Source organism: Variovorax sp. GW821-FHT09D07, assembly GCF_059416345.1.
Genome location: NZ_JBWKOY010000017.1, coordinates 13,271 through 36,543, shown reverse-complemented (window position 1 = coordinate 36,543; position 23,273 = coordinate 13,271). Strand labels below are relative to the sequence as shown.

Annotated in this window: 19 protein-coding genes; 14 read left to right on the top strand and 5 right to left on the bottom strand. The window is 69.6% G+C overall.

Going from position 1 to position 23,273, the window contains the following annotated elements; all coding sequences use genetic code 11:
- The first annotated feature begins 11 nt into the window (after window positions 1–11).
- From AC07OX_RS31290 to AC07OX_RS31230, 13 genes are all read left to right on the top strand, one after another.
- Window positions 12–569, top strand: a complete 558-nt coding sequence (locus AC07OX_RS31290; protein WP_056584544.1) for a type VI secretion system tube protein Hcp — start codon at window positions 12–14, stop codon at window positions 567–569.
- Between the two features lie 28 nt (window positions 570–597).
- Window positions 598–1,437 (top strand): type VI secretion system accessory protein TagJ, encoded by an 840-nt coding sequence (locus tag AC07OX_RS31285; RefSeq protein ID WP_495262761.1) that lies wholly within the window; start codon window positions 598–600, stop codon window positions 1,435–1,437.
- Window positions 1,430–1,945 carry a type VI secretion system baseplate subunit TssE gene (gene tssE, locus AC07OX_RS31280; protein ID WP_062481207.1) on the top strand — a complete coding sequence of 172 codons (516 nt, stop codon included), beginning with the start codon at window positions 1,430–1,432 and terminating at the stop codon, window positions 1,943–1,945. The genes AC07OX_RS31285 and tssE overlap by 8 nt, the downstream gene beginning before the upstream one ends.
- 6 nt (window positions 1,946–1,951) lie before the next feature.
- Window positions 1,952–3,844 carry a type VI secretion system baseplate subunit TssF gene (gene tssF, locus AC07OX_RS31275; RefSeq protein ID WP_495262762.1) on the top strand — a complete coding sequence of 631 codons (1,893 nt, stop codon included), beginning with the start codon at window positions 1,952–1,954 and terminating at the stop codon, window positions 3,842–3,844.
- A complete protein-coding gene (tssG, locus tag AC07OX_RS31270; RefSeq protein ID WP_495262763.1) occupies window positions 3,820–4,896 on the top strand; it encodes a type VI secretion system baseplate subunit TssG in 1,077 nt (358 codons plus the stop codon). Before tssF ends, tssG begins: the two co-directional genes overlap by 25 nt.
- Before the next feature lie 39 nt (window positions 4,897–4,935).
- Window positions 4,936–7,629, top strand: coding sequence for a type VI secretion system ATPase TssH (tssH, locus tag AC07OX_RS31265; protein WP_070063879.1), 2,694 nt, complete (start codon window positions 4,936–4,938; stop codon window positions 7,627–7,629).
- Window positions 7,630–7,669: 40 nt separating this feature from the next.
- Entirely contained in the window at window positions 7,670–10,837 is a 3,168-nt protein-coding gene (locus AC07OX_RS31260) for a type VI secretion system Vgr family protein (protein ID WP_495262764.1), read from the top strand.
- A gap of 18 nt (window positions 10,838–10,855) precedes the next feature.
- The gene (locus AC07OX_RS31255; RefSeq protein WP_495262765.1) at window positions 10,856–13,462 is read left to right on the top strand and encodes a DUF2169 family type VI secretion system accessory protein; all 2,607 of its coding nucleotides are present in this window, start codon (window positions 10,856–10,858) and stop codon (window positions 13,460–13,462) included.
- Entirely contained in the window at window positions 13,459–14,511 is a 1,053-nt protein-coding gene (locus AC07OX_RS31250) for a pentapeptide repeat-containing protein (protein WP_495262766.1), read from the top strand. The genes AC07OX_RS31255 and AC07OX_RS31250 overlap by 4 nt, the downstream gene beginning before the upstream one ends.
- Window positions 14,512–14,538: 27 nt before the next feature.
- On the top strand, window positions 14,539–15,210 hold the full coding sequence (locus tag AC07OX_RS31245; protein WP_495262767.1) for a DUF3540 domain-containing protein: 672 nt from the start codon (window positions 14,539–14,541) through the stop codon (window positions 15,208–15,210).
- A gap of 11 nt (window positions 15,211–15,221) precedes the next feature.
- Window positions 15,222–15,617, top strand: a complete 396-nt coding sequence (locus AC07OX_RS31240) for a DUF4150 domain-containing protein (protein ID WP_062482207.1) — start codon at window positions 15,222–15,224, stop codon at window positions 15,615–15,617.
- Window positions 15,618–15,731: 114 nt separating this feature from the next.
- Window positions 15,732–17,402: a type VI secretion system-associated FHA domain protein TagH gene (gene tagH, locus AC07OX_RS31235; protein WP_495262768.1), complete on the top strand. Its 1,671-nt coding sequence runs from the start codon at window positions 15,732–15,734 to the stop codon at window positions 17,400–17,402.
- Between the two features lie 40 nt (window positions 17,403–17,442).
- Entirely contained in the window at window positions 17,443–18,237 is a 795-nt protein-coding gene (locus AC07OX_RS31230; protein WP_070063885.1) for a PP2C family protein-serine/threonine phosphatase, read from the top strand.
- Window positions 18,238–18,308: 71 nt separating this feature from the next.
- On the opposite strand, the gene AC07OX_RS31225 is transcribed toward AC07OX_RS31230, so the two are convergent.
- From AC07OX_RS31225 to tssA, 5 genes are all read right to left on the bottom strand, one after another.
- Window positions 18,309–18,809, bottom strand: coding sequence for a peptidoglycan-binding domain-containing protein (locus AC07OX_RS31225; protein ID WP_062482201.1), 501 nt, complete (start codon window positions 18,807–18,809; stop codon window positions 18,309–18,311).
- An 88-nt stretch (window positions 18,810–18,897) separates the two neighbouring features.
- Window positions 18,898–19,377 (bottom strand): Hcp family type VI secretion system effector, encoded by a 480-nt coding sequence (locus tag AC07OX_RS31220; protein WP_070063886.1) that lies wholly within the window; start codon window positions 19,375–19,377, stop codon window positions 18,898–18,900.
- A 152-nt stretch (window positions 19,378–19,529) separates the two neighbouring features.
- On the bottom strand, window positions 19,530–21,023 hold the full coding sequence (gene tssC, locus AC07OX_RS31215; RefSeq protein ID WP_062482199.1) for a type VI secretion system contractile sheath large subunit: 1,494 nt from the start codon (window positions 21,021–21,023) through the stop codon (window positions 19,530–19,532).
- 52 nt (window positions 21,024–21,075) lie between these two features.
- Complete coding sequence (tssB, locus tag AC07OX_RS31210; RefSeq protein WP_062482197.1) at window positions 21,076–21,588, bottom strand: type VI secretion system contractile sheath small subunit; 513 nt, start codon at window positions 21,586–21,588, stop codon at window positions 21,076–21,078.
- Window positions 21,589–21,637: 49 nt separating this feature from the next.
- Window positions 21,638–22,669: a type VI secretion system protein TssA gene (gene tssA / locus AC07OX_RS31205; RefSeq protein ID WP_495262769.1), complete on the bottom strand. Its 1,032-nt coding sequence runs from the start codon at window positions 22,667–22,669 to the stop codon at window positions 21,638–21,640.
- Between the two features lie 71 nt (window positions 22,670–22,740).
- Between tssA and tssJ the strand changes: the two genes are divergently transcribed.
- Window positions 22,741–23,259 (top strand): type VI secretion system lipoprotein TssJ, encoded by a 519-nt coding sequence (tssJ, locus tag AC07OX_RS31200; protein WP_095743414.1) that lies wholly within the window; start codon window positions 22,741–22,743, stop codon window positions 23,257–23,259.
- Window positions 23,260–23,273 lie beyond the last annotated feature (14 nt).

Sequence of the window (23,273 nt, the reverse complement as noted above, 5' to 3'; positions counted from 1 at the left end):
CGGAGGTTGACATGGCATTTCTCGAAGACGGCTCCTGGAGCCCCGAAGACGCACGGCAGTTCTACGAACTGATCGGCACCGGCTCGGCCGAGACCGACCTGGTCATGATGATCGAGAGCAAGGGCTCGCCCGTCGAAGGCGAACTCGAACGCGTCTTCGACGACGGCAAGGCGCGCCTGAACATCGGCGGCTACTACTGGTCGGTGCAGGTGCCCGAATCGTCCGCGCAGAACCAGGTCGTGCCCCACAACCTGGTCGTCGCACGCCGCAGCGACGCGGCCACGGCCACGCTCGCCAGCCTGCTGCGCGCGCAGGAGAAAGACCTGAAGGTCGTCATCAGCGCCTACAAGGCCGGCGGCGATCCGCAGTCGCCCGAGGCGCAGGCGACCTTCGAGATCTCGCTGGAGAACGCGCGCATCTGCCGGCTGGTGCTCAACTCCGGCGGCCACTGGGGCGTGCCCTCGGAGCTGGTCTCCATCAGCTACCGCACGGTGAAGATCAAGTCGGCCCCGCAGAAGACCAGCGGCGCGCGCGGCGCGGTGCGCGAATGCCAGTTCACCCGGACCTGATTCCGAACGCCCCCAGGAGCACACCGCCATGACGACGACCGCCGCAGACTTCCTCAAGGCCGCCGACCCGGTGGCCGCCCTCAAGGCCCTGAGCGACGACGTGCGCGCCAAGCCCTCCGACTCCAAGCACCGCGTCTTCATGGCGCAGCTCTTGTGCGTGCTCGGGCAGTGGGAGCGCGCGCTCAACCAGCTCACCGTCGCGGCCGAGCTCGACGCGCTCGCCGTGCCCATGAAGCAGGTGTACGGCGAGGCCGTGCGCTGCGAAGGCCTGCGCGCCGACGTGTTCGCCGGCACGCGCACGCCGATGATCTTCGGCCAGCCCGATGAATGGCTGGCACTGCTCATCGAATCGCTGCTGCGGCAAGGCCGCGGCGAGAGCGGGCTGGCCGAAGACCTGCGCCAGCGCGCCTTCGACGGCGCGCCCGCCATCGCCGGCACCATCGACGGCGTGCCTTTCGAATGGCTGGCCGACGCCGACATGCGCCTGGGCCCGGTGCTCGAGGCCTTCGTCAACGGCAAGTACTACTGGATTCCCTACGCGCGGCTGGCGCACATCAAGATCGAGCCGCCCGAAGACCTGCGCGACTGCGTCTGGATGCCCGCGCACCTGCAGTTCGAGAACGGCGGCGAAACGCTGGCCCTCATTCCCACGCGCTACGAAGGCACCGAGGCGCAGGACGACGGCGAGCTGCGCCTGGCGCGCAAGACCGAGTGGCGCGAGCTGCGCCCCGAGGTCTGGGCCGGCTACGGCCAGCGCGTGCTCGGCAGCGACGCCGGCGAGTACGCGCTGATGGACGTGCGCGAGATCCTCTTCACGCCTGCTGCCGTTGATGCGGCCGAGGGCGGCGAAAGCAGCGGCGGTGGCTGAACTCACCGCGCAGGAGCGGCTGCAGCCCTCGCTGCTCGACCGCCTCGTCGACCACGCGCCCGACGAGAAGCGCGAGGGCGACGACAAGCGCACGCTCACCAAGCAGGCGCTGCGCCAGGCCGTGCTGCGCGACCTCGGCTGGCTCTTCAATGCCACGGGGCACGGCCTGTCGATGGACGACAAGCAGCACCCGAATGCCGCGCGCTCCGTCATCAACTACGGATTGCCTATGCTGTCTGGCCAGTTCACCTCGTCGGTGCAGCGTGTCAGCATGGAACAGGCTTTGAAGAACGCAATCCTGCAGTTCGAGCCGCGCATTTTGTCCCGCACACTCGAAGTCGAACTCGTCATGGAAGGCCCGGCCCTGGAGTCCCACAACAGCATCGGCCTGCAGATCCGCGGCATGCTGTGGGCGCAGCCCGTGCCGCTCGAGTTCCTCATGCGAAGCCGCGTCGATCTGGAAGAGGGCCGCATAGAGATCGTGGACATGGCGCAAAACCCAAGGTAAGTCCACATGGACCCTCGGCTGCTGAGCCTGTACGAGCAGGAGCTGCGCTACTTCCGCGAAAGCGCCTCGGAGTTCGCCCGTGCGTTCCCGAAGATCGCGCACCGGCTGGGCATCGAGGGCCAGGAAGTCGCCGACCCGTACGTGGAGCGGCTGATCGAGGCCACGGCCTTTCTCTCGGCGCGCGTGGGCCTCAAGCTCGACGCCGAATACCCGCGCTTCACGGGCCACCTGCTGGACATCGTCTACCCGCACTTCCTGGCGCCCACGCCGGCCATGACGGTGGTGTCGTTCGTGCCCGACCCGGAAGACGCCAACCTCGCGGCCGGCCCCACGCTGCCGCGCGGCGCCGGCCTGCGCGCGCGCCAGGCCGTGGGGCAGAACACGCATTGCGAGTTCCGCACCGCCGCCGCGCTGCGCATCTGGCCGATCGAGGTGCAGCGCGCCCAGTACTTCACCTACGCGCCCGACCTGCCGCTGAACACCCATCCGCAGTCGCGCGCCATCCGCGGCGGCCTGCGCATCGCGCTGCGCGCCACGGCGGGGCTGGACTTCAGCCAGATCGCGCTCGACGACCTGATGCTGCATTTCGGCGGCGCGGAAGACGTGGCCTGGCAGCTGCACGAATGCGCGCTGGGCCAGCCCATCGGCGTGTGGGTGCGACCGCTCACGGCCAGTGGTGCCTTGCAGGGCGCCATGCGCAGCCTGCCGGGCAGCGCCATCGGCGCGGTCGGCTTCGGGGACGACGAGGCGCTGCTGCCGGTCACGGCCACGGGCTTCTCGGGCTTTCGGCTGCTGCAGGAGTACTTCGCGTTCCCGCAGCGCTTCCAGTTCGTGCGCATCGGCGGGCTGCAGGCGCTGCTCGCGACGATGCCGGTGACCGAGCTGGAGATCGTGCTGCTGTTCTCGCGTGGCGATGCGGCGCTCGAGAAGCTGGTGAGCGCCGACAACGTGCAGCTGCACTGCGTGCCCGCCGTCAACCTGTTCACCAAGCGGCTCGACCGCGTGCCCGTGACTGAGGGCGTGAGCCAGTTCCACCTGGTGCCCGACCGCACGCGCCCGCAGGACTTCGAGGTGCACACCGTCACCGAGGTCATCGGCCACGGCGCGCCCGGGGCCGACGCCGCGGTGGCCGAGCAGCCGTTCCGGCCGTTCTACTCGGCCTTCCACGGCAGCCGCAACAGCCACCCGGCCTACTTCACGACCACGCGCGAGCCGCGCATGCTCTCGGTGCGCCAGCGCACCGAAGGCCACCGCAGCAGCCACATCGGCTCCGAGGTCTACATGCAGATCGTCGACCCGCAGCAGGCGCCGTATGCGGCCACGCTGCGCCAGCTCGCCGTGACCGCGCTGTGCACCAACCGCGACCTGCCGCTTCTGATGCCGCTGGGGCGCGACAACGATTTCGACTGCGTCGATTCCTTTCCCGTGCAGCGTGTGCGCATGGTGCGCGGGCCGTCGCGGCCGGTGTCGCCGGTGGTGAGCCAGGGGCTGGGCTGGCGCGTCATCGACCACCTGGCGCTCAACTACCTGTCGCTGTCCGACAGCACGCCGGAGCAGGGCGCCGCCGCGCTGCGCGAGACGCTCATGCTCTACGCCGTGCATGCCGACGAGATGCGCCAGGGCCAGGTGCGCGGCCTGCTGTCGGTCAAGAGCAAGCCCGTGGCGCGGCGCCTGCCGCTCGCGGGCCCGATCGCCTTCGGGCGCGGGCTCGAGGTGACGCTCGAAGTCGACAAGGACGCCTTCCACGGCCACAGCGCCTTCCTGTTCGGTGCCGTGCTGGCGCAGTTTCTCGCGCGCCATGTCGAGGTGAACCACTTCGTCGAGACCGTGCTGCGCGTCGCGGGCAAGGGCGAAGCCATGCGCTGGAGGCCGCTGTGCGGGACACGACAGATTCTGTAAGCACGCGGGTAGACAACGCGCTGCGCGGGTGGTCGGCGCAGCCATGGGACTTCGACTACTTCGCCGTGATGCGGCGCATCGAGTCCGTCGCGAAGACCACGCCGCGCTGGGGCCGCGCCCTGCTGCCCAGCGCCGAGCCGGTGCGCGTGGGACAGGAGCCGTCGCTGTCGTTCGCGCCCGCCAGCTTCAGCCGTTTCGAGCCGGCCACCGCGCATTCGCCGCCGCGCCTGCGCCAGCACTTCTTCGGCTACATCGGCCCCAACGGCCCGCTGCCGGTGCACCTGAGCGACTTCATCCGCGAGCGCAGCCTGAACCACGGCGACCCGACCTGGCTGGCTTTTCTCGACACCTTCTCGCACCGCTTCTCGCTGCACTTCTACCGCGCGTGGGCGCAGTCGCGGCCGGCCGTGGCGCTCGACCGGCCCGGCGAAGACCGCTTCCGCCTGCAGGTCGGCGCACTGGTCGGCATCGGCACGCCGGGGCGCATCGACCGCGACGAGATCCACGACGACGCGCGCCTGCACTTCTCGGGCTGGCTCGCGCGCCGCGTGCACAACGCGGAAAGCGTGGAGTCGGTGCTGTGCTGTTATTTCGGCGTGCCGGTGAAGCTGGAGCGCTGGGTCGGCCACTGGATGCGCGTGCCCACGGACGAGGTCACGCGGCTGGGGCAGGGCGAGAGTTCGCGCGCGATGGGCATGGGCGCCATGCTCGGCACGCGCGCGTGGGACCGCCAGCATCGCGTGCGCCTGCACCTGGGGCCGCTCACGGTCGACCAGTACCGCATGTTCCTGCCCACCGGCGACGCGCAGCCCGTGCTGCAGCGCTGGATGCAGCAGCTGCTCGGCGACACCCTCGAATGGGACGCCGAACTGGTGCTCGAGAAAGTACAGGTGCCGCCCACGCGCCTGGGCCAGGCCCGGGGCAACGGCCCGCGCCTGGGCTGGGTCTCGTGGCTCGGCGAACGCCCGCGCACGCGCGATGCGGCCGATGTGCGCATTGCCAGCCAGCCGTCGAGGGCGCGCCTGCCGCAGCAGCCCGCCTCTTTTCAATAAACCCATCTTCATTCGTTCAGAAGAGATACGGAGTCCTCCATGAGTGAAATCAGCCGCACCGCCCTCTTCGGCAAACTCAACTCGCTGGCCTACAAGGCCATCGAGGGCGCCACCGTCTTCTGCAAGATGCGCGGCAACCCGTACGTGGAGCTGGAGCATTGGTTCGCCCAGCTGCTGCAGGCGCAGGATTCCGACCTGCACCGCGTGATCCAGCACTACGGCCTCGACGTGTCGGTGATCGCGAAGGACATGACGGCCGCGCTCGACCGCCTGCCGCGCGGCGCCACCGCCATCAGCGATTTTTCGCCGCACATCGAGAACGCCATCGAGCGCGCCTGGACCTACGCCACCCTGCAGTTCGGCGAGGCGCAGGTGCGCACCGGCTACATCCTGGTGGGCATGCTCAAGACGCAGAGCCTGCGCAACCCGCTGTTCGGTTTGTCGAAGCAGTTCGAGAAGATCAAGGTCGAAGACCTGGCCGACAACTTTCCCAAGATTTGCGACGCCTCGCCCGAAGCGCAGATGCGTGCCCAGGACGGCACCGGCATGGGCAGCGGCGCGCCCGGCGAAGACTCGGGCGCCATGGCGCCGGCCGCCATGGGCAAGGGCGATGCCCTCAAGAAATTTGCTGTCGACCTCACGGAGAAAGCCAAGAAGGGAGAGATGGATCCGGTGACCGGGCGGGACGAGGAAATCCGCCAGATCGTCGACATCCTCATGCGCCGCCGCCAGAACAACCCGCTGCTGACGGGTGAGGCGGGTGTGGGCAAGACAGCGGTGGTGGAAGGCTTCGCGCAGCGCCTGGCGCGCGGCGACGTGCCGCCGCAGTTGAAAGACGTGAAGCTGCTCACGCTCGACATCGGCCTGCTGCAGGCCGGTGCGAGCATGAAGGGCGAGTTCGAGCAGCGCCTGCGCCAGGTGATCGACGAGGTGCAGAGCTCGCCCACGCCGATCATTCTGTTCATCGACGAGATCCACACGCTGGTCGGCGCGGGCGGCGCGGCCGGTACCGGCGATGCGGCCAACCTGCTCAAGCCGGCGCTGGCGCGCGGCAACCTGCGCACCATCGGCGCCACCACCTGGGCCGAGTACAAGAAGTACATCGAGAAAGACCCGGCGCTCACGCGGCGCTTCCAGGTCGTGCAGGTGCCCGAGCCCGACGAGACCAAGGCGATCCTCATGCTGCGCGGCGTGGCCAGCGTGCTCGAGAAGCACCACCGCGTGCAGCTGCTCGATGAGGCCATCGAAGCGGCCGTGAAGTTGAGCCACCGCTACATTCCCGCGCGCCAGCTGCCCGACAAGGCCGTGAGCCTGCTCGACACGGCCTGCGCGCGCGTGGCCGTGAGCCAGCACGCGACGCCGCCCGAAGTCGAAGACTGCATGCGCCGCATCGAAGGCCTCACGGTCGAGCAGGAGATCATCGGCCGCGAAGAAGCCATCGGCATCGACGTGACCAAGCGCGCCGCGCTGGTGGCCACGCTGCTGGCCGAATCGAAGGTGCAGCTCGAAGCGCTGAACGCGCGCTGGCAGGAAGAGAAGGGATTGGTCGACCGCCTGCTCGAACTGCGCAGCAAGCTGCGCGCGGGCAACAAGCCGGTCGATGAACCGGCGGCCGGTGAAACCGCCGCCGAGGCCGGCCCCGACCGCGCCACGCTGCTGGCCGAGCTGCACGAACTGCAGACGAAGATCCACGCGGTGCAGGGCGAGTCGCCGCTGATCCTGCCGTCGGTCGACGAGCAGGCCGTGGCCTCGGTGGTCGCTGACTGGACTGGCATTCCCGTCGGCCGCATGGTCAAGAACGAAGTGGAGGCGGTGCTCAAGCTCGCCGACACGCTCAACCAGCGCGTCATCGGCCAGAAGCACGGCCTGGAGATGATCGCGCGCCGCATCCAGACCTCGCGCGCGCGCCTGGACAACCCGCAAAAGCCCATCGGCGTGTTCATGCTCTGCGGCACTTCGGGCGTGGGCAAGACCGAGACCGCGCTGGCGCTGGCCGAGGCGCTGTACGGCGGCGAGCAGAACATCATCACCATCAACATGAGCGAGTTCCAGGAGGCGCACACCGTCTCCACGCTCAAGGGTGCGCCCCCGGGCTACGTGGGCTACGGCGAGGGTGGCATCCTGACCGAGGCCGTGCGCCGCCGTCCGTACAGCGTGGTGCTGCTCGACGAAGTGGAGAAGGCCCACCCCGACGTGCACGAGATCTTCTTCCAGGTCTTCGACAAGGGCTGGATGGAAGACGGCGAGGGCCGGATGATCGATTTCAAGAACACGATCATCCTGCTGACCACCAACGCCGGCAGCGAGCTCGTGATGAGCATGTGCCGCGACCCCGAGCTGCTGCCCGATTCGAATGCGCTGGCCGACGCGCTGAAGGCGCCGCTCATGAAGGTGTTCCCACCCGCGCTCTTGGGCCGCATCGTCACCATTCCCTACTACCCGCTGTCGCCCGAGATGATGAAGAAGATCGTGCGGCTGCAGCTGGGCCGCATCAAGAAGCGCGTGGAGACCAACCACGGCGTGCCCTTCGAATACACCGAGGCGGTGATCGAGCAGGTGGTCGCGCGCTGCCAGGACCCGGAGTCGGGCGGGCGCGTGATCGACGCGATCCTTACCAACACGGTGCTGCCCACCATTTCGGTCGAGTACCTGCAACGCCTGGCCTCCGGCGGCGAGATCCGCCGCGTGGCGCTCGACGTGAAGGACGCCGACTTCACCTACGCGTTCGACTGAGCCCCCCGCAGCGCGACGCCCCACTTCCGAGAGACCCAAGATGGCCGACCACGAGTTCCGCATCGAGAGCGATTCGCCCGCCAAGGACGACCTGATGTTCTGGCGCATCGTCGGGCACGAGGCGCTGGCGCGCCCCGCGGCCTACGAGCTCACCGTGCTGTCCAAGAACAAGGACCTCGCCGCCAAGGACATCCTGGGCCACGCCTTCGACGTGGTCATCGAGTTCAAGGACGCCGACGGCGGCGCGCACGAGCGGCATTGCCAGGGCCATGCGGTGCGCTTCGTGCGCGCGGGCCACATCGGGCGGCACTACGAGTACCGCATCGCGCTGCGCTCGTGGTTCTGGCTGCTCACCAAGCGCGCCAACTCGCGCATCCACCAGGAAAAGAAAGTGCTCGAGGTGCTCGACGCGGTGTTCGAGGACAGCCCGATCAAGCGCTTCAAGAAGACCAAGGCCACCAACGTCATCGGCACGCACAACCCGCGCCGCTACTGCGTGCAGCACCAGGAGAGCGACTACCAGTTCCTGTCGCGCCTGCTGGAGGACGAGGGCATCTACTACTGGTTCGACGCGCACGACGCGCCCGGCACCATGCACCTGTCGGACGCCAGCGACCTGGCGCACGACAAGCTGCCCGCGACCGACACGCTGCGCCACATGGCGGTCCACGCGGCCGAGCCGCGCTTCAACGAGATCTCGCGCTGGGTCAGCGCGCGGCAGTTCGACACCGGCAAGCATTCGTCGCGCGACAGCGACTTCAAGGCCATCAAGAAGAAGCTGGGCGCCGACATCGACAGCTCCGACCAGCACGAGCTCGCCGAGTTCGAGATGTTCGAGTTCCCCGGCGGCTACTTCAGCGGCGACGACGCCGAGACGCGCGCCAAGCTGCGCGGCGACGAACTCAATGCGCGCCGCGACCGCCACTGGGCGCTCACGCCGTGGCCCGACGTGGCGGCCGGGCGCAGCTTCAAGTTCGAGGACGACCCCGACGGCACGCGCAACGGCGACTACGTGATCGCCGCCTGCACCTTCATCGCCAGCCATCGCGGCTACGAAGGCGTGAGCGCCAGCGCGCCGGCCCAGCCCGTGCAGCGCGCGCTGGCCGAGGTGCTGCGCGACGACGCCGTGAACGCCGACACCCTGCCGGTGCTGGAAGAGCTCATCGCCGCCACGCCCGCGCTGGCCGCCGCGCAGACCGGCAGCAGCCTGTTCCTGCTCACCGTGATGCCGGTCGACCGGCCGTTTCGCGCGCCGCGCCTCACGCCGCGCGTGACCATGCCCGGCCCGCAGACGGCCATCGTGGTCGGCCCCAAGGGCGACGAGCTGCACGTGGACGACCACGGCCGCGTGAAGGTGCACTTTCACTGGGACCGCTACGACGACAGCAACGAGAAGTCCACCTGCTGGGTGCGCGTGTCGCAGCCCTGGGGCGGCAAGGGCTGGGGCGGCTACTTCGCGCCGCGCATCGGCCAGGAGGTGATCGTCGACTTCCTCAACGGCGACCCCGACCGGCCGGTGATCGTGGGCCGGGTCTACAACGACGACCAGCCCATTCCGTACAAGTCGCCCACGCAGAGCGGCTTCCGGACCCGGTCCACGCCGGGCGGCGGCGTGAACAACTACAACGAGATCATGTTCGAGGACAAGAAGGGGTCCGAGAACATCAACATCCACGCCGAACTCGACATGAGTCGCAGCGTGGAACGCGACGACTCGGGCAGCGTGGGCCGCGACCAGTCGCTCAAGGTCGACCGCGACCAGACCGTGAGCGTGCAGCGCAACCGCACGGTCAACGTCACCAACAACGAGACCAAGAGCGTCAAGGTGGCGCAGAAGATCACGGTCGGCGCCAGCCAGGACGTGCACGTGGTGGCCAACCAGACCACCAACGTGGACGGCGCGCACGCGCTGGTCGTCAAGGGCGACCACCGCATCGAGACCAAGTCCGCGCGCACCGACTTCACGGCCTCCAACGAAAGCCGCACCGTGGGCGGCAACCAGACGGTGACCATCGCCGGCAACATGGCGCACAAGGCGTCGCGCATGACCTTCGAGGCCGGCCACATCGAGTTCAAGGTGACCGGCGGCAACTCGATGAAGATGGACGCCGGCGTGGCGCCGTTCCAGGCCAACTTCATGCAGTACAGCCTGGTGAGCAACACGCACATCAACCTGATGGCCATCGGCGACATCAACCAGACCTCGCTGGGCTCCAACACCACGGTGCTCGGCGCCAACAGCAGCGGCTACATCGGCACCAACAGCGAGGCGAACCTGGGCGCGGCGCGTTCCACCTTCCTGGGCATGAGCATGGACAACGCCGTGGGGCTGGCGGTGGCCAACTTCATGGGCATGCAGATCGAGAACACCATCGCGCTCAAGCTCGAGACGGTGGCCTCGATGGGCATCGAGCGCAAGCTCGGCAGCCTGCGCGAGGCGCCGATCCACATCTTCAAGGCCGGCGGCGGCGGGGGCGGGGGCGGCGGTCCGCCGCCGCTGAACCGCGTGGCCGCGCTCTTCTCGGCGGTGGGCGCGATCCGCGGGCTGTTCCTGGGTGCGCGCGACGTGGACGCCACCTTCACCCAGTACGAGAACGCGGCCAAGCAGCTCGAGGAGGCGGCCAAGGACCCGGACGTCGGCCGCATTCCCGGCCTGCAGAAGCGGCTGCAGGACATGGCCGCACTGGCGCGCGATCGCAAGGCGCAGGGCGAGGCGCTGGCGGGATCGCACTACGGCACCGACACGGCGATCGGCGCGGGTACCGGCGCAGCGCTGGGCCTGGTGACCGGTCCGTTCGCGATCATCGCGTCGCCGGTGCTGGGTGTCGCGGGCGCCGTGGTGGGCGGTCCGATCGGCGCGATGGGCCGCGCGATGGGCAGCGGTGCCGAGGACCAGGCCGATGCGCTCAAGCCGGCCGAGGACGGCTCGGTGCCCGCGCCCCAGCCGACCCCCCAGCCCTCGCCGGCGCAGACGGCACCGGCCGGCACCGGCGAGCCCGCCAGTTCGAGCCAGCCGGCAGGGCCGAGCGAGCCTGCCAGTTCGAGCCAGCCGGCAGGGCCCAGCGAGCCTGCCAGTTCGAGCCAACCGGCAGGGCCCAGCGAGCCCGTCAGCTCGAACCAGCCACCGGCGGCGGACGGGCCCCAGAGCACGCCCGGACCCACCAGCTCGCAAGACCCCAACAGCTCCGGCGGGTCGGGCACGCCCTGACGGGCCGGGCCGCACGCGATGCAGATCAACAAGCCGCAGGCCCTGGGCCTGTCCACCCGCCCGATCGAGTACCGGGGCCGGCGCGCACTGTGCATCAGCGCGCTGCTGCATGTGCCGCTCGAGCAGGGCGCGCACGGCCGGCTGTGGGGCGAGCAGTCGATGTGGGATTTTCTGGCCGAGGAAATGGCGGAGCCCCTGGTCGACGAAGGCGTGGCCAAGCTCACCGCCGAATTCCTGGTGCACGGCCGGGCCTGCCCGCCGTCGGCACCGGCCACCGGCTGCGCGGTGCGCGTGCGCGTGGGGCCGGTGAGCAAGACGCTGGTGGTGATGGGCGACCGGCACTGGGAGGGCGAACGCGCCAGCGCGCCGCAGCCCTATACCCAGATGCCGATCGGCTGGGAGCGCGCCTACGGCGGTGCCGATTTCGCGGCCAACCCGGCAGGCATCGGCCGGGCCGCCGTGCAGGGCGTGCGCCCGCTGCCCAATGTGGAATGGCCGCACGCACCGCTGCACCATCCCGACCAGGTGGCGGAGCCGGCCGGCTTCGGCCGCCTCGATCCGATGCACCCGGCGCGTGCCGCCTGGCGCGGCACCTACGGGCCGGAGTACCTGCGCGAGCACGCGCCCGGCTTTGCGCCCGACACCGACTGGCGCTTCTTCAACGTGGCCCCCGCCGACCAGTGGTTTGCCGAACCGCTGCGCGGCGACGAGGAGCTCGAGTTCGTCCACCTGCACCCAGAGCACCCCACGCTCACCGGGCGCCTGCCCGGCCTGCGCGCGCGCGTGTTCGCCGCCTACGCGATGGGCGCGGGGCAGGACGACGCGCTGCGCGAAGTGCCGATGCGCCTGACCACCGTGTGGTGCTTTCCGCATGCGCAGCGGCTGGTGCTGGTCTTCCACGGCCTGGCGGAGATGGCCAGCGACGACGGCAGCGACATCCGCGGCATGACCTGCGGCGTGGAGCGCATCACCGAGGCGCCGCGCCCGGATGCGCACTACCTGCACGTGATCGCGCAGCGCGCCGATCCGCGCCTGGGCCTGGTCCACAGCCTGCGCGACAGCGACCTGCTGCCCGAGGGCCTGGACATCACCGATCCGCATGCCGAGGCCGCGCGCGCGCCTTTCGCCAGCGACGGCGTGCAGGCGCAGGCCCAGTACCGGCGCGCCGAACTCGATGTGGCCATGGCCCGCGAACAGCTGCGCGGGCTCGGCAAGGACCCCGACGCGCTGGGCGTGACGATGCCGCCGCGCGAGCCCGTGCCCAAGCCCGACGAGCTGGCCGAGGTGCTGCAGCGGCAGATCGAAGCCTCCGAGCTGCAACAGCTGCATGCACTCAACGACGTGCTCGCGCACATGGAGCAGGCCATCGCGATGGCGCGCGAGCGCGGCGTCGACCTGGCGCAGTTGCAGCACCGCGGACCGCCCACCTACCGCGCCGAGCAGGACCTGAAGCAGCTCGAACAGACCGCGCGGCACGAGAAACGCGACTTCCGGCCCGAGGTGGTCTACGGCCCGCTGCTGCAGAAAGAGGGCGCCGACTCGCTGGGCTACCTGCAGGCGGCGCACCAGCAGCCGCCGGTCGATCGCATGGCGCCCGATGCGGCCGCGGCGTTGCGCGACGAGATCCGGCGGGCGGCGGCATCGGGCTTTCGCGCCTTCCGCGGCATGGACCTCACCGGCGCCGACCTGCACGGGCTGGACCTGCGCGGCGCGGACTTCACCGGCGCCTGGCTCGAAAGCGCCGACCTGCGCCAGGCCAATCTCTCGGGCGCCAACTTTTCATATGCGGTGCTGGCGCATGCCGAGCTGAGCGGCGCCATCGCCATCGGCACGAACTTCGAGGGCGCCAACCTGGGCGCGAGCCGCCTGGACGGCTGCGTGCTGGACGACGCCGACCTGCGCACCGCCGTGCTCGAGCGCTGCCAGCTGGAAGGCGCACGCGGCGCGCGCGCGCAGCTGGGCGGCACCTCGTTGCTGGACGCGGCCTGGGGCCGTTGCGACTGGAGCGAGGCGCAGGCCGGCAGGCAGGTGTTCTATCGCGCGGACCTGCGCACCGTCGCCTTCACGGGCGCGACGCTGGCCGGCGCCAGCTTCGTCGAGTGCGACCTGCGCGGTATCGATCTGCGCGGCGCCGACCTCGCGGGCGCCAACTTCGTCGACTGCCAACTGCAGGGCGCGCGCTGGACGCAGGCGCGCGCCGCCGGCGTGGTCGTCACGCCCGCGTGCGACATGACGGGCGCGGACCTCGGCCATGCCGACCTCGCGCATGCCAACTTCGGCGGCGTGGCGCTGGCCGACGCCAGCTTTGCCGGCGCCGTGGCCGACGGCGCCAACTTCACCGGCGCGCGCATGCCCGGCAGCGACTGGCGCCTGGCCTCGGCGCGCGGTGCGCTGCTGCGCAAGGCCGTGCTGCGCGGGGCGCGGATGTCCGGCGCCGACCTGCGCGACGCCATGCTCCAGCATGCCGACCTGCGCGGCGCCGACCTGCGGCGCAGCAACCTGTTCCAGGCCGACCTGTCGCGCGTGCGCCTGGACGGCGACGTGCGGCTGGACGACGCGCTGCTCACACGCACCCGCACCTGGCCGCGGCTGAGCGCCGCCGAGCAGGCGCAGCCCGTGCCATGACGCCCGAAGTCCTGGCCATGGCCGCCGCCATCGGCGAGCCCATCGAGTCGCTGGACCTGCAGGGCGGCCACTTCGCGCGCGCCGCGCTGGCCGGCGCGCTGTTCAGCAAGGTCGACCTGCGCCGGGCCGACCTGCGCGGCGCCGACCTGCACGAGGCGGTGTTCGACCAGTGCGACCTGCGCGGCACGCTGCTGGGCACGGCCGATCTGCGGCGGGCCACCTTCAACCAGTGCCAGCTCACGCACGCCGACCTGGGCGAGGCACGGCTGCATGCCGCCACCCTGAACGAGTGCGAGGTGTCGCACGCGCGGCTGGCCGGTGCCGATGCGTCCATGCTCGTGGCCAACCGCAGCAAGTTCGCCCACGCCGGCCTGCAGGACGCGAGCCTGGACAACGCCACCTTCAACCAGTGCAGCCTGTTCGATGCCAGCGCGGAGCGCGTCAACTGGCGCCAGGCGACGCTGATGGAATGCGACGTGCGTCACCTGGCCTGGAGCGGCGGCAATTTCGAGCGCACGGTGTTCGTCAAGACCCCCCTGGCGGGGCAGGACTTTCGCGGCCAGTCGCTGCGCGGCTGCCAGTTCGCCGGGGTCGACCTGCAGGGCGCCGACTTCACCGACGCCCGCCTGCCGCAGTGCAGCTTCCAGGGCGCGCTGCTGGGCGGTGCGCGGCTGGCCGGCGTGCAGGCGCCGCGCGCCATCTTCTGCGAGGCGCAGGCGGCCGGCGTCGACTTCTCGGGCGCCGACCTCACGCAGGCGCTGTTCACCGGCGCGTTGCTCGAAGGCAGCGTGTTCGCACGCGCCCGCCTGCACCAGGTGCATTTCGCCGGTGCGCGCATGGCACGCGCGCAGTGGCAGAACGCGGTGCTCGACCACGCCGACCTCAGCCACGCCGACCTGCGCGGCTGCGACATGGCGGGCGCCTCGCTGCTGCGCGCCCAGCTGCACGGCGCGCTCACCGAAGGCGCGCGCATCGACGACCACGCCCGCGCGCTGACGCAAGACCCGCAGCGCGCCGAGGCCGAGCGCTGGCGCGCCGTCGCCGCCTGACCCCATCCGCACATCCTGGAGAGCCCCATGAGCAAGACCCGAACCCCCGGCAGAAGCCCCAGCCAGCGCAGCCCGCACAGCCAGAGCCAACCGGTCTGCGCGCCGGTGGTCGACCCCACCGTCGCCATCGCCGGCGCCTGCCAGGGCGGCCTCGTCACCGCCGTCGTGCCCGATGCCACCGTGCGTGTGCGCGTCGGCCTGCGGGGCGAGGTGCAGGCGCGGCGTGCGGCCAGCTGCCTGCTGGTGCCGGCCGTCGGCGACACCGTGGCCTGCCTGCGCACCGGCCCGTCGGAGCTGTGGGTGCTGGCGGTGCTGCAGCGCGACGCGGCGCAGCCGGCCGTGCTGCGGTGCGACGGCGCCCTGCACCTGGAGGCCGCGCGGCTGCAGCTCGATGCCGACCAGCTCGAGCTGCGCGGGCGTCGCACCCACCTGGTGGCCGACGAGGTGGAGGTGGCCGCGCGGCAGTTCCGGCTGTGCGCGGGCACCATCAAGTTCGTCGGTTCGGTGCTCTCGAGCGTGATGGACCGCGTCACCCACTTCAGCCGCCACTACCTGCGCACCACGCAGGGCACCGACCGCGTGCAGGCCATGCACATCGACCACGAGGCGCAGCAGCTGATGCAGCTCAAGGCCGAGCATGTGATGGTCAACGGCGGCAAGCTGGTCAAGACGCGCGGCGCGCAGATCCACTTCGGTTGAGGAGACGTCCCATGTTCGCCAACTGCCAGCTCATGGGCACCGACATGGCCTTCCCCGACGTCTGCATGACGCCGGCCGCGCCGTCGCCGCTGCCCATTCCGTACCCGAACATCGCGATGGGCGCGATGGCCATTCCCAACTGCCCCACGATCCTCATCATGGGCGGCCCGGCGCACAACCTGGGCACCACGATCCCGATGAGCAACGGCGACAACCCCGGGGTGCTGCTGGGCGTGGCCTCCGGCACCGTGATGGGGCCGTGCCGCCATCTCACGGGCGCGTTCACCGTGCTGTTCCAGGGCATGCCCGCCACGCGCCTGACCAGCAACTCGCTGCAGAACAGCACCAACTGCCCGGGCGTGCGCGCGGTGCCGAGCCAGTCGCTCGTGCTGCTGCTGGCGCCGTGAGGCCGCGACGGCGCGCATGCGGCATACCTCTTAAGGCGAGATTGCCAACCGGCCCCACGGAATGAATACTCCTTGCGAGATTGCACGGGCGCAGCCGCCATCGGGGGCCGATTCATGATCCATATCGCTGTCATCACCCGGCAAGGCATGCCGGCCGGACCGTCCATCGCCGCGGACTTCGGACCCGGCGGCGGCACCATCGGCCGCGCCGACACCAACGCGCTGGTGCTCGACGACCCTGACCGCACCGTCTCGCGCGTGCACGCGCAGGTGCTGTGCCGCGACGGGCAGTACTTCATCGTCGATCGCGGCAGCAACGCGATGCAATGCAATGGCGTGTCGCTGGGCGCGGGCAAGGAAGCGGCACTGACCGACGGTGCGCGCCTTGTCATCGGCAGCTTCGAACTCTCGGTGCGCGTGATGGCGGCTGCGGCGGCACCCCGCGCACCGGTCATCCCCAACACCGTGATGTCGGCGCCGGCCGCCGCGCCCGCCGCCAGCAGCGACGATCCGTTCGCCGACCTGCTCGCGGGACTCGGGTCGCCGGCCGCTCCCGCCCCGGCGCCTGCTGCGGCCCGCGCCGCCGCCGCGCCCGCCGAGTCGCTGCTCTTTCCCGACCCGATGGCCAGCGGCTCGCGCAATGCGCAGGCCGACCAGGTCGACCCGTTCGCGAACCTGCTCGGCCCCACGCCCTCGGCCGCGCCCTCTGCCGGACTCGGCGCGCTCGACGATTTTTCCGACCTGGGCGCGCCGCCCGCGCACGGCAAGGCCGCGAGCATCGACGATCTGTTCGGCGGTTCGCCGGGCGCCGGCGGCATCGGCGGCGATCCGCTCGCGCTGTCGCCGCTGGCCGATCCGCTGCTGCAGCCCAACACCGCATCGGACGCCGACCCGCTGGCCGCCTTGCAGCGCGCCGCGCCCGCCACGCCGGTGCCGCGCTCCGATCATTTGCCGATCGACCAGTTCGGCTTCGAGCCGCCGAAGGCCATCACGCCGCCACCGCCGCCGCCTCCTCCTGCGCCTGCGCCCGTGGCCCCGCTCGCGAAGTTCGACGACGTGACCGGGCAGCCGATCCGCATCAGCGGGCCCGAGAACGCCGGCCGCGTCGCCGAGCCGCCGCCCCCTCCGCCACCGCCGCCGCCCGTGTACGTCGCGCCGCCGGCACCAGCAGCCACGTCCACGCGCACCGCCTCCGACGACGAACTGCTCGCCGCCTTCCTGCGCGGCCTGGCCAGCACGCATCAGCCGCCCGAGATGCTCACGCCCGGCCTCATGGAGCGCATCGGCGCGATGCTGCGCACCGCCACCGAGGGCACGCTGCAGCTGCTGCTCACGCGCCAGGAGTTCAAGCGCGAGGTGCGCGCCGAGGTCACGATGATCGCGTCGCAAGCCAACAACCCGCTCAAGTTCTCGCCCACGGTCGAGGTCGCGCTGGCGCACCTGCTGGGCCCCGGCGTGCGCGGCTTCATGCCGCCCGAGGCCGCGATGCGCGATGCCTTCGACGACCTCCGTGCACACCAGTTCGGCGTGATGGTGGGCATGCGCGCGGCGCTGGCCCACGTCATCGGCCGCTTCGAGCCGGCCGAGCTCGAGAAGAAGATCAGCGCGAAGACCGCGCTCGACGCGCTCTTTGCCGCCAACCGCAAGGCCAAGCTCTGGGACCAGTTCGTGGCGCTGTACGGCGGCATCGCGAGCGAGGCCGAGGACGACTTCCACAGCCTCTTCGGCAAGGCCTTCCTCGCGGCCTACGAAGAGCAGATGGCGCGCCTGAAGTCCGACACCTGAAGACCACCAGAACAACCCCAGCACTCGCGAGGCACCCCGCTTGGAAATCGAAATCGTCACGCTCTCCCGGCAGGGCGGGCGCACCTACAACGAGGACGTGCACGGCCACTGGCACGACGAGCGCTATGTCGCCTGCCTGGTGGCCGACGGCGCGGGCGGCCACGGCGGCGGCGACGTGGCGGCCGCCACGGTGCGCGCCAGCGTGCTCGGCGGCTTCTCGGGGGCGCCCTCGCTGGACGAGGCCGCGCTGCGCGCGCTGATCGAGCGCGCCAACCTGGACGTGGTGGCGCGCCAGGCCGAAGGCGGCAAGCTCGCCGGCATGCGCTCCACGGTGGTGTTCGCGGTGATCGACCTGGAGCGCGAGGTGCTGGCCTGGGTGCACAGCGGCGACAGCCGCGCCTACCTGTTTCGCGGCGGCGCCATCGTGGCGCGCACCACCGACCACAGCCTGGTGCAGCAGATGGTGGCGGGTGGCATGCTCGACGAGGAGGGCGCGCGCCTGCATCCGCAGCGCAACATGCTGCTGTCGGCACTGGGCTCGATCGAGGAGGCGCCCGACATCGCGGTGTCCGACCGCATGCGCCTGTTGCCCGGCGACGTGCTGCTCTTGTGCAGCGACGGCGTGTGGGAGCCGCTGGGCGACGAATGCCTGGTCGACACGCTGCACGCCTCGCGCACGCCCAGCCAGTGGACCGAACTGCTCGACGCGCAGATCAAGGCCAACGCCAAGCCGGGCCACGACAACTACACGGCGCTCACGCTGTGGGTGATCGAGGACGCCGACGACGATCTGACGCGGCTGCTGCCCGAGAACGTCGCGTCGACAGACCCCTGAGCGTAGCGCCATCTTTCAAGCAAAACGCCCATCCGATGGATGGGCGTTTTGCTTGGGTCCGCTGAGACTGTTCAGCTGTACTTGCTGGCCTTCTTCTTGACTTTCTTCAGCGCGCTGCGCAGCAACGCGGGCATGTCTTCCCGGTTCGGCAGGTTGCTGTAGTTGTCGATGTTCTGCTCTTCGCAGCTGTTGGCACAGCCGTTGTTCAGCAGGTCGAGCGCGTAGCGCGTCTTGCTGATCGTGCTGGACGCACCGGGCTCGCGGAACGGATCGAAGATGCCGTCCGGCAGGACCTTGCGCCCGCGTGCGATCGCCTGTTCCTGGAAGTGCGTGATGTGCTTCTGCGTGACCGGCCCGTAGTAGCCGTCCACCACGATCACCTCGGTCGCGCCGGGGGGCGGGTCGAAGTCGTGGTTGAAGCCCAGCAGCTCGTAGTAGAAGATCTTGAACAGGGCCTGCACCAGCATCACGTCTTCACGCGTGTTGGAGCCGATCCGTCCGACCGACCAATCGGAGTTGTAGGTCGTGTGCAGCTTGCCGCTGGTACCGATGAGTGTGGTGCTGAATGCCATGGCATTGCTCCGGTGAGGACACGGGCAGGGACCGGCCCCGGCACCGTGCGGTGCCTGGGGCGGACGGGGCTGGCGAGTCCGTCGCCCGTCAGCGGGTTTCGGTGGTGGCCACGTTCCAGCCGAACTTCACCTCGCCGCCGCCGGCGCCCTTGTCGTCCTGGCCCTTGTAGGCGAACTCGATGTCCTTGAAGCTGCAGGACACCTGCTCGTGCACGTCGCCGCCCTGTGCGCCGCCGGGGCCCACGCTGGAGATGAAGACTTCCTTGAGCGTGACCTTCAGGTACTCCTGCTGGCCTTCGCCCGACTTGCGGCAGGTCATGACCATGTCCTTGAAGTGCTTGCCGCTCACGCAGTTCTTGGCGAGCACGGGCGATGCCTTGTCGTAGACGTGCGTGAAGTTGAATTCACCCGGCGTGGCCTTGCCCTTGCCCGAACCGCCGCCCGATCCCGCGCCCGATGCGTTGCTCACGTTCCAGGACCACGACGAAATCTCGATCTCGTCCTTGTGGTCCTTGTGAGAAGACTCGCCCTTGACGCCGTCGAGCTTGATGTGAAAGTCAGATGACATGTTCCTACTCCTTGGAACCCGATTGCATTCGGGCGGTTGATGATCGAAACGAAAAAAATGGCTGCCGGCGGTGGGAGAAAAGTTCCGATGCCCGGCAGCTACTCATAGAACGAAACGGAACCGGGAATTCAAGAAGAATCCGCAGATTTTTTTCAGCCCGCGCCCTTGGCCGTCGGCAGCTTGGACACCAGCCGCAGCGAGACCGTGAGGCCTTCGAGCTGGTAGTGCGGGCGCAGGAAGAACTTGGACGTGTAGTAGCCCGGGTTGCCCTCGACTTCTTCCACGATCACCTCGGCGGCGGCCAGCGGCTTCTGGGCCTTGGTGGTTTCCGACGAGTTGGCGGGGTCGCCGTCCACGTAGTTCATGATCCATTTGTTGAGCCAGCGCTGCATGTCCTCGCGCTCCTTGAAGCTGCCGACCTTGTCGCGCACGATGCACTTCAGGTAGTGCGCAAAGCGGTTGCAGGCAAACAGGTAGGGCAGGCGCGCCGCCAGGTTGGCGTTGGCCGTGGCATCGGGGTCGTCGTACTCGGCCGGCTTGTTCAGCGACTGGGCGCCGATGAAGGCGGCGAAGTCGGAGTTCTTGCGGTGGATCATCGACAGCAGGCCGGCCTTCGAGAGCTCGGCTTCGCGCCGGTCGCTGATGGCGATCTCGGTGGGGCACTTCTGGTCCACGCCGCCGTCGTCGCTGGGGAAGGTGTGCAGCGGCAGGTTTTCCACCGCGCCGCCCGACTCGATGCCGCGGATGCGCGAACCCCAGCCGTACAGCTTGTACGAGCGGTTGATGTTGGTCGCCATCGCATAGGCGGCATTGGCCCAGGCGTACTTGCTGTGGTCGGCGCCGGCGGTGTCTTCCTCGAAGTCGAACTCTTCCACCGGGTTGGTGTTGGCGCCATAGGGCGTGCGCGCCAGAAAGCGCGGCATGCACATGCCCAGGTACTTGGAGTCGTCCGACTCGCGCAGGCTGCGCCAGCCGGCGTACTCGGGCGTGGAGAAGATCTTGGTCAGGTCGCGCGGGTTGGCCAGCTCCTGCCACGACTCCATCTGCATGAGGTTGGGGCTCGCGCCGGTGATGAAGGGCGCGTGCGCCGAGGCAGCGATCTTGGCCATCTCGCCGAGCATCTCGACGTCGGGCGGGCTCTGGTCGAAGTGGTAGTCGCCCACCAGCGCGCCGAAGGGCTCGCCGCCGAACTGGCCGTACTCTTCCTCGTAGATCTTCTTGAACATCGGGCTCTGGTCCCAGGCCGCGCCCTTGAACTTCTTGAGGTTCTTGGCCAGCTCCTGCTTGGAGATGTCCATCACCCGGATCTTCAGGTTCTCGTCGGTCTCGGTGTTGTTCACCATGTAGTGCAGGCCGCGCCACGCACTCTCGAGCTTCTGGTAGTCGGGGTGGTGGATGATCTTGTTCACCTGGTCGGTGAGCTTGGCGTCGATCGCGGCGATCATGGCCTGGATCGACTTGGTCACGTCCTTGCCGATGACGGTGCTGTTGCTCAGCGCCTGCTGCGCCAGCGTGAGCACGGCGGCTTCGACGGCGCTCTTGGCTTCGTCGCTGCGCGGCTTGAATTCTTTCTGCAGCAGCGACGAAAAGTCGCTTCCCGCGTACGCAACGTCTTTCAGTGCGCTCTGCTCGAGTGCGTCGGCCATGATGGTTTCTCCTCGTGTACCGGTGTGTGTCTGTCAGGAATCGGAGTGGGGCTCAGGCGGCGGCTTCGCCGTCCCCGGGCTTCTTGCTGGCGGCCAGCGTCTGCAGCAGGGCCGGGTCTTCGAGCACCTTGGCCAGCAGGTCTTCGGCGCCGCCCTTGCCGTCCATGTAGGTCACGAGGTTCGACAGCTGCGTGCGCGCTTCGAGCAGCTTGTTCAGCGCGCCCACCTTGCGGGCCACGGCGGCGGGCGAGAAGTCGTCCATGCTGTCGAAAGTGAGCTCGACCTTCAGGTCGCCCTCGCCGGTGAGCGAGTTCTCCACCGCGAAGGCGGCGCGCGGCTTCATGGCCTTCATGCGGGCGTCGAAGTTGTCGACGTCGAACTCGAGGAACTTGCGATCGACCACGGGCGCGAGCGGGTCGGCGGGCTTGCCCGACAGGTCGGCCAGCACGCCCATCACGAAGGGCAGCTGGATCTTTTTCTCGGCGCCGTAGAGCTCCACGTCGTATTCGATCTGGACCCGGGGCGCGCGGTTGCGTGCGATGAATTTCTGACTGCTCTTGGCCATGGCGATGCTCCTTGCGGGAATGAAAGGGGACGGGTGGAAACGGCGGCGGTCATTCGGACTGGCGTTTGCCCGTCACGGTCTCGATGGTGTCCATCGCGTTGGGCGCGAGGTTGGCCATGATGTCCAGGAAGCTCACGCCGATGAGCTTCTTGGCGCGTTCGATCAGGAGCGGCGCGGGGTTGCCGGGCTCGGCCTGTTCGAGGTAGCGGATGACGCGGTCGAGCATCTGCACCGCGTCCTGGCGGTTCTGGATCTCACCGCGCGGTGTGGCCGGGCGGGCTGCGTTGCCGGCCGGGGCGTCGCTGTCGGCGGCTGCGCCTTCATCGGCCGAGGCTTCCGGTGCGCCGGCTGCCGCCGTGCAGGCCTTGGCGACCGTGCGCGACACGGTGCGCAGCGTGCCCAGGTCCACCGCATCGGTGCGGCCTGTGCGCTCGCCCAGCAGCTTCTGCAGGCGGTCGAGCAGCGCAGGCAGGCCGATGGCGGCCTGCAGCTGTTCGGGGTGCGCGGCGTGCAGGGCCTCGAGCCCGCCATGCACCTGCGCGGGCGAATACGACGCTTCGCCGCCGACGGCATTGAGCACGCCGTGCGCAATGGCGATGTCGCGCACGCGGATCGGGCCCACGCCCGGCGCGTTGCCCACCGAGGCGTCGTACAGGTCGCGCGGCACCATGCTGTCGTCGCTCAAGGGCGCGAGCGCGTTCAGGCGCATGGTGGGGTCGTTGTCGTCGTCCGCATCCAGCTTTGGATGTATGCCGTCCCAGAAGGTGTCGAGCAGCGAGGTGAGCAATTGCAGGCCCGCCGTGAAGCCGGCCACGCCCTGCAGGCGCGTCGCGGCGCGCAGCAGCAGCACGGCGGCGCGCACGTCCTTGCTGCGACGCAGCTGTGCGTCGGCGCGTTCGGCCACGTCGCGCCAGTCGGGTTCGACGGCGGGGATCACGGTGTCGCCGAACTGCTGCTCGGCCTTGCCTTGCGCCGCAGTCGTGAGGGCCATGAAGTCCGCGTCGTACTCCAGGTCGTCCCCGCAAGGCGAGGCCTCGCCGATGGGCGTGAGCAGTGCGTCGACGAGTTGGGGAGTCAGCATGTTGCCTGTTCGAGTTCGCTGGTGATAATCAAAGATGCGTCAGGACCGGTCAATGCAACGAAGGGAATAGCATGCGCACGCTGGGTACACACCATTCGTCCTATGAGCACTCCGTGGCGTGGCCTTCCCGGCGACGTCTCGCAGCCCTTGGCCTTGCTGCAGCGGGTCTTCTGATGGCGGGCTGCGCGAGCAAACCGGTGGTCACGCCGGTGTCGATCACGCTCACGGCCGGCGCCGATGCCAACCCCGATGCGCGCGGCCGCGCCTCGCCGCTCACGGTGCGCGTCTATGCGCTCAAGACACCGGGGCCCTTCGAAGGCGCCGACTTCTTCTCGCTGTTCGAGAAAGACCAGGCCACGCTCGGCGCCGAACTGGTGCAGCGCGAAGAAATGCTGCTGCGCCCCGGCGAGAGCAAGAAGCTCGACCTCACCCTGCCGGCCGATGCCAAGGCGATCGGCGTGATGGCCGCGTTCCGCGACCTCGACCGCGCACGCTGGCGCGAGGTGCGCGCGGTCGTGCCGGGCCAGGCGCAGGTGCTCAACGTGACCTTCGGCGCGCGGCAGATCCGCGTCGACGCTGCGGCCAAGTAGCGCCAGCTGCACGG

Bases quoted from the DNA above. Each gene is read 5' to 3' on its own strand.
- AC07OX_RS31290 (WP_056584544.1), top strand. From the start codon at position 12: ATGGCATTTCTCGAAGACGGCTCCTGGAGCCCCGAAGACGCACGGCAG.
- AC07OX_RS31285 (WP_495262761.1), top strand. From the start codon at position 598: ATGACGACGACCGCCGCAGACTTCCTCAAGGCCGCCGACCCGGTGGCC.
- tssF (WP_495262762.1), top strand. From the start codon at position 1,952: ATGGACCCTCGGCTGCTGAGCCTGTACGAGCAGGAGCTGCGCTACTTC.
- tssH (WP_070063879.1), top strand. From the start codon at position 4,936: ATGAGTGAAATCAGCCGCACCGCCCTCTTCGGCAAACTCAACTCGCTG.
- AC07OX_RS31260 (WP_495262764.1), top strand. From the start codon at position 7,670: ATGGCCGACCACGAGTTCCGCATCGAGAGCGATTCGCCCGCCAAGGAC.
- AC07OX_RS31255 (WP_495262765.1), top strand. From the start codon at position 10,856: ATGCAGATCAACAAGCCGCAGGCCCTGGGCCTGTCCACCCGCCCGATC.
- AC07OX_RS31250 (WP_495262766.1), top strand. From the start codon at position 13,459: ATGACGCCCGAAGTCCTGGCCATGGCCGCCGCCATCGGCGAGCCCATC.
- AC07OX_RS31245 (WP_495262767.1), top strand. From the start codon at position 14,539: ATGAGCAAGACCCGAACCCCCGGCAGAAGCCCCAGCCAGCGCAGCCCG.
- AC07OX_RS31240 (WP_062482207.1), top strand. From the start codon at position 15,222: ATGTTCGCCAACTGCCAGCTCATGGGCACCGACATGGCCTTCCCCGAC.
- tagH (WP_495262768.1), top strand. From the start codon at position 15,732: ATGATCCATATCGCTGTCATCACCCGGCAAGGCATGCCGGCCGGACCG.
- AC07OX_RS31225 (WP_062482201.1), bottom strand. From the start codon at position 18,809: ATGGCATTCAGCACCACACTCATCGGTACCAGCGGCAAGCTGCACACG.
- AC07OX_RS31220 (WP_070063886.1), bottom strand. From the start codon at position 19,377: ATGTCATCTGACTTTCACATCAAGCTCGACGGCGTCAAGGGCGAGTCT.
- tssC (WP_062482199.1), bottom strand. From the start codon at position 21,023: ATGGCCGACGCACTCGAGCAGAGCGCACTGAAAGACGTTGCGTACGCG.
- tssB (WP_062482197.1), bottom strand. From the start codon at position 21,588: ATGGCCAAGAGCAGTCAGAAATTCATCGCACGCAACCGCGCGCCCCGG.
- tssA (WP_495262769.1), bottom strand. From the start codon at position 22,669: ATGCTGACTCCCCAACTCGTCGACGCACTGCTCACGCCCATCGGCGAG.
- tssJ (WP_095743414.1), top strand. From the start codon at position 22,741: ATGCGCACGCTGGGTACACACCATTCGTCCTATGAGCACTCCGTGGCG.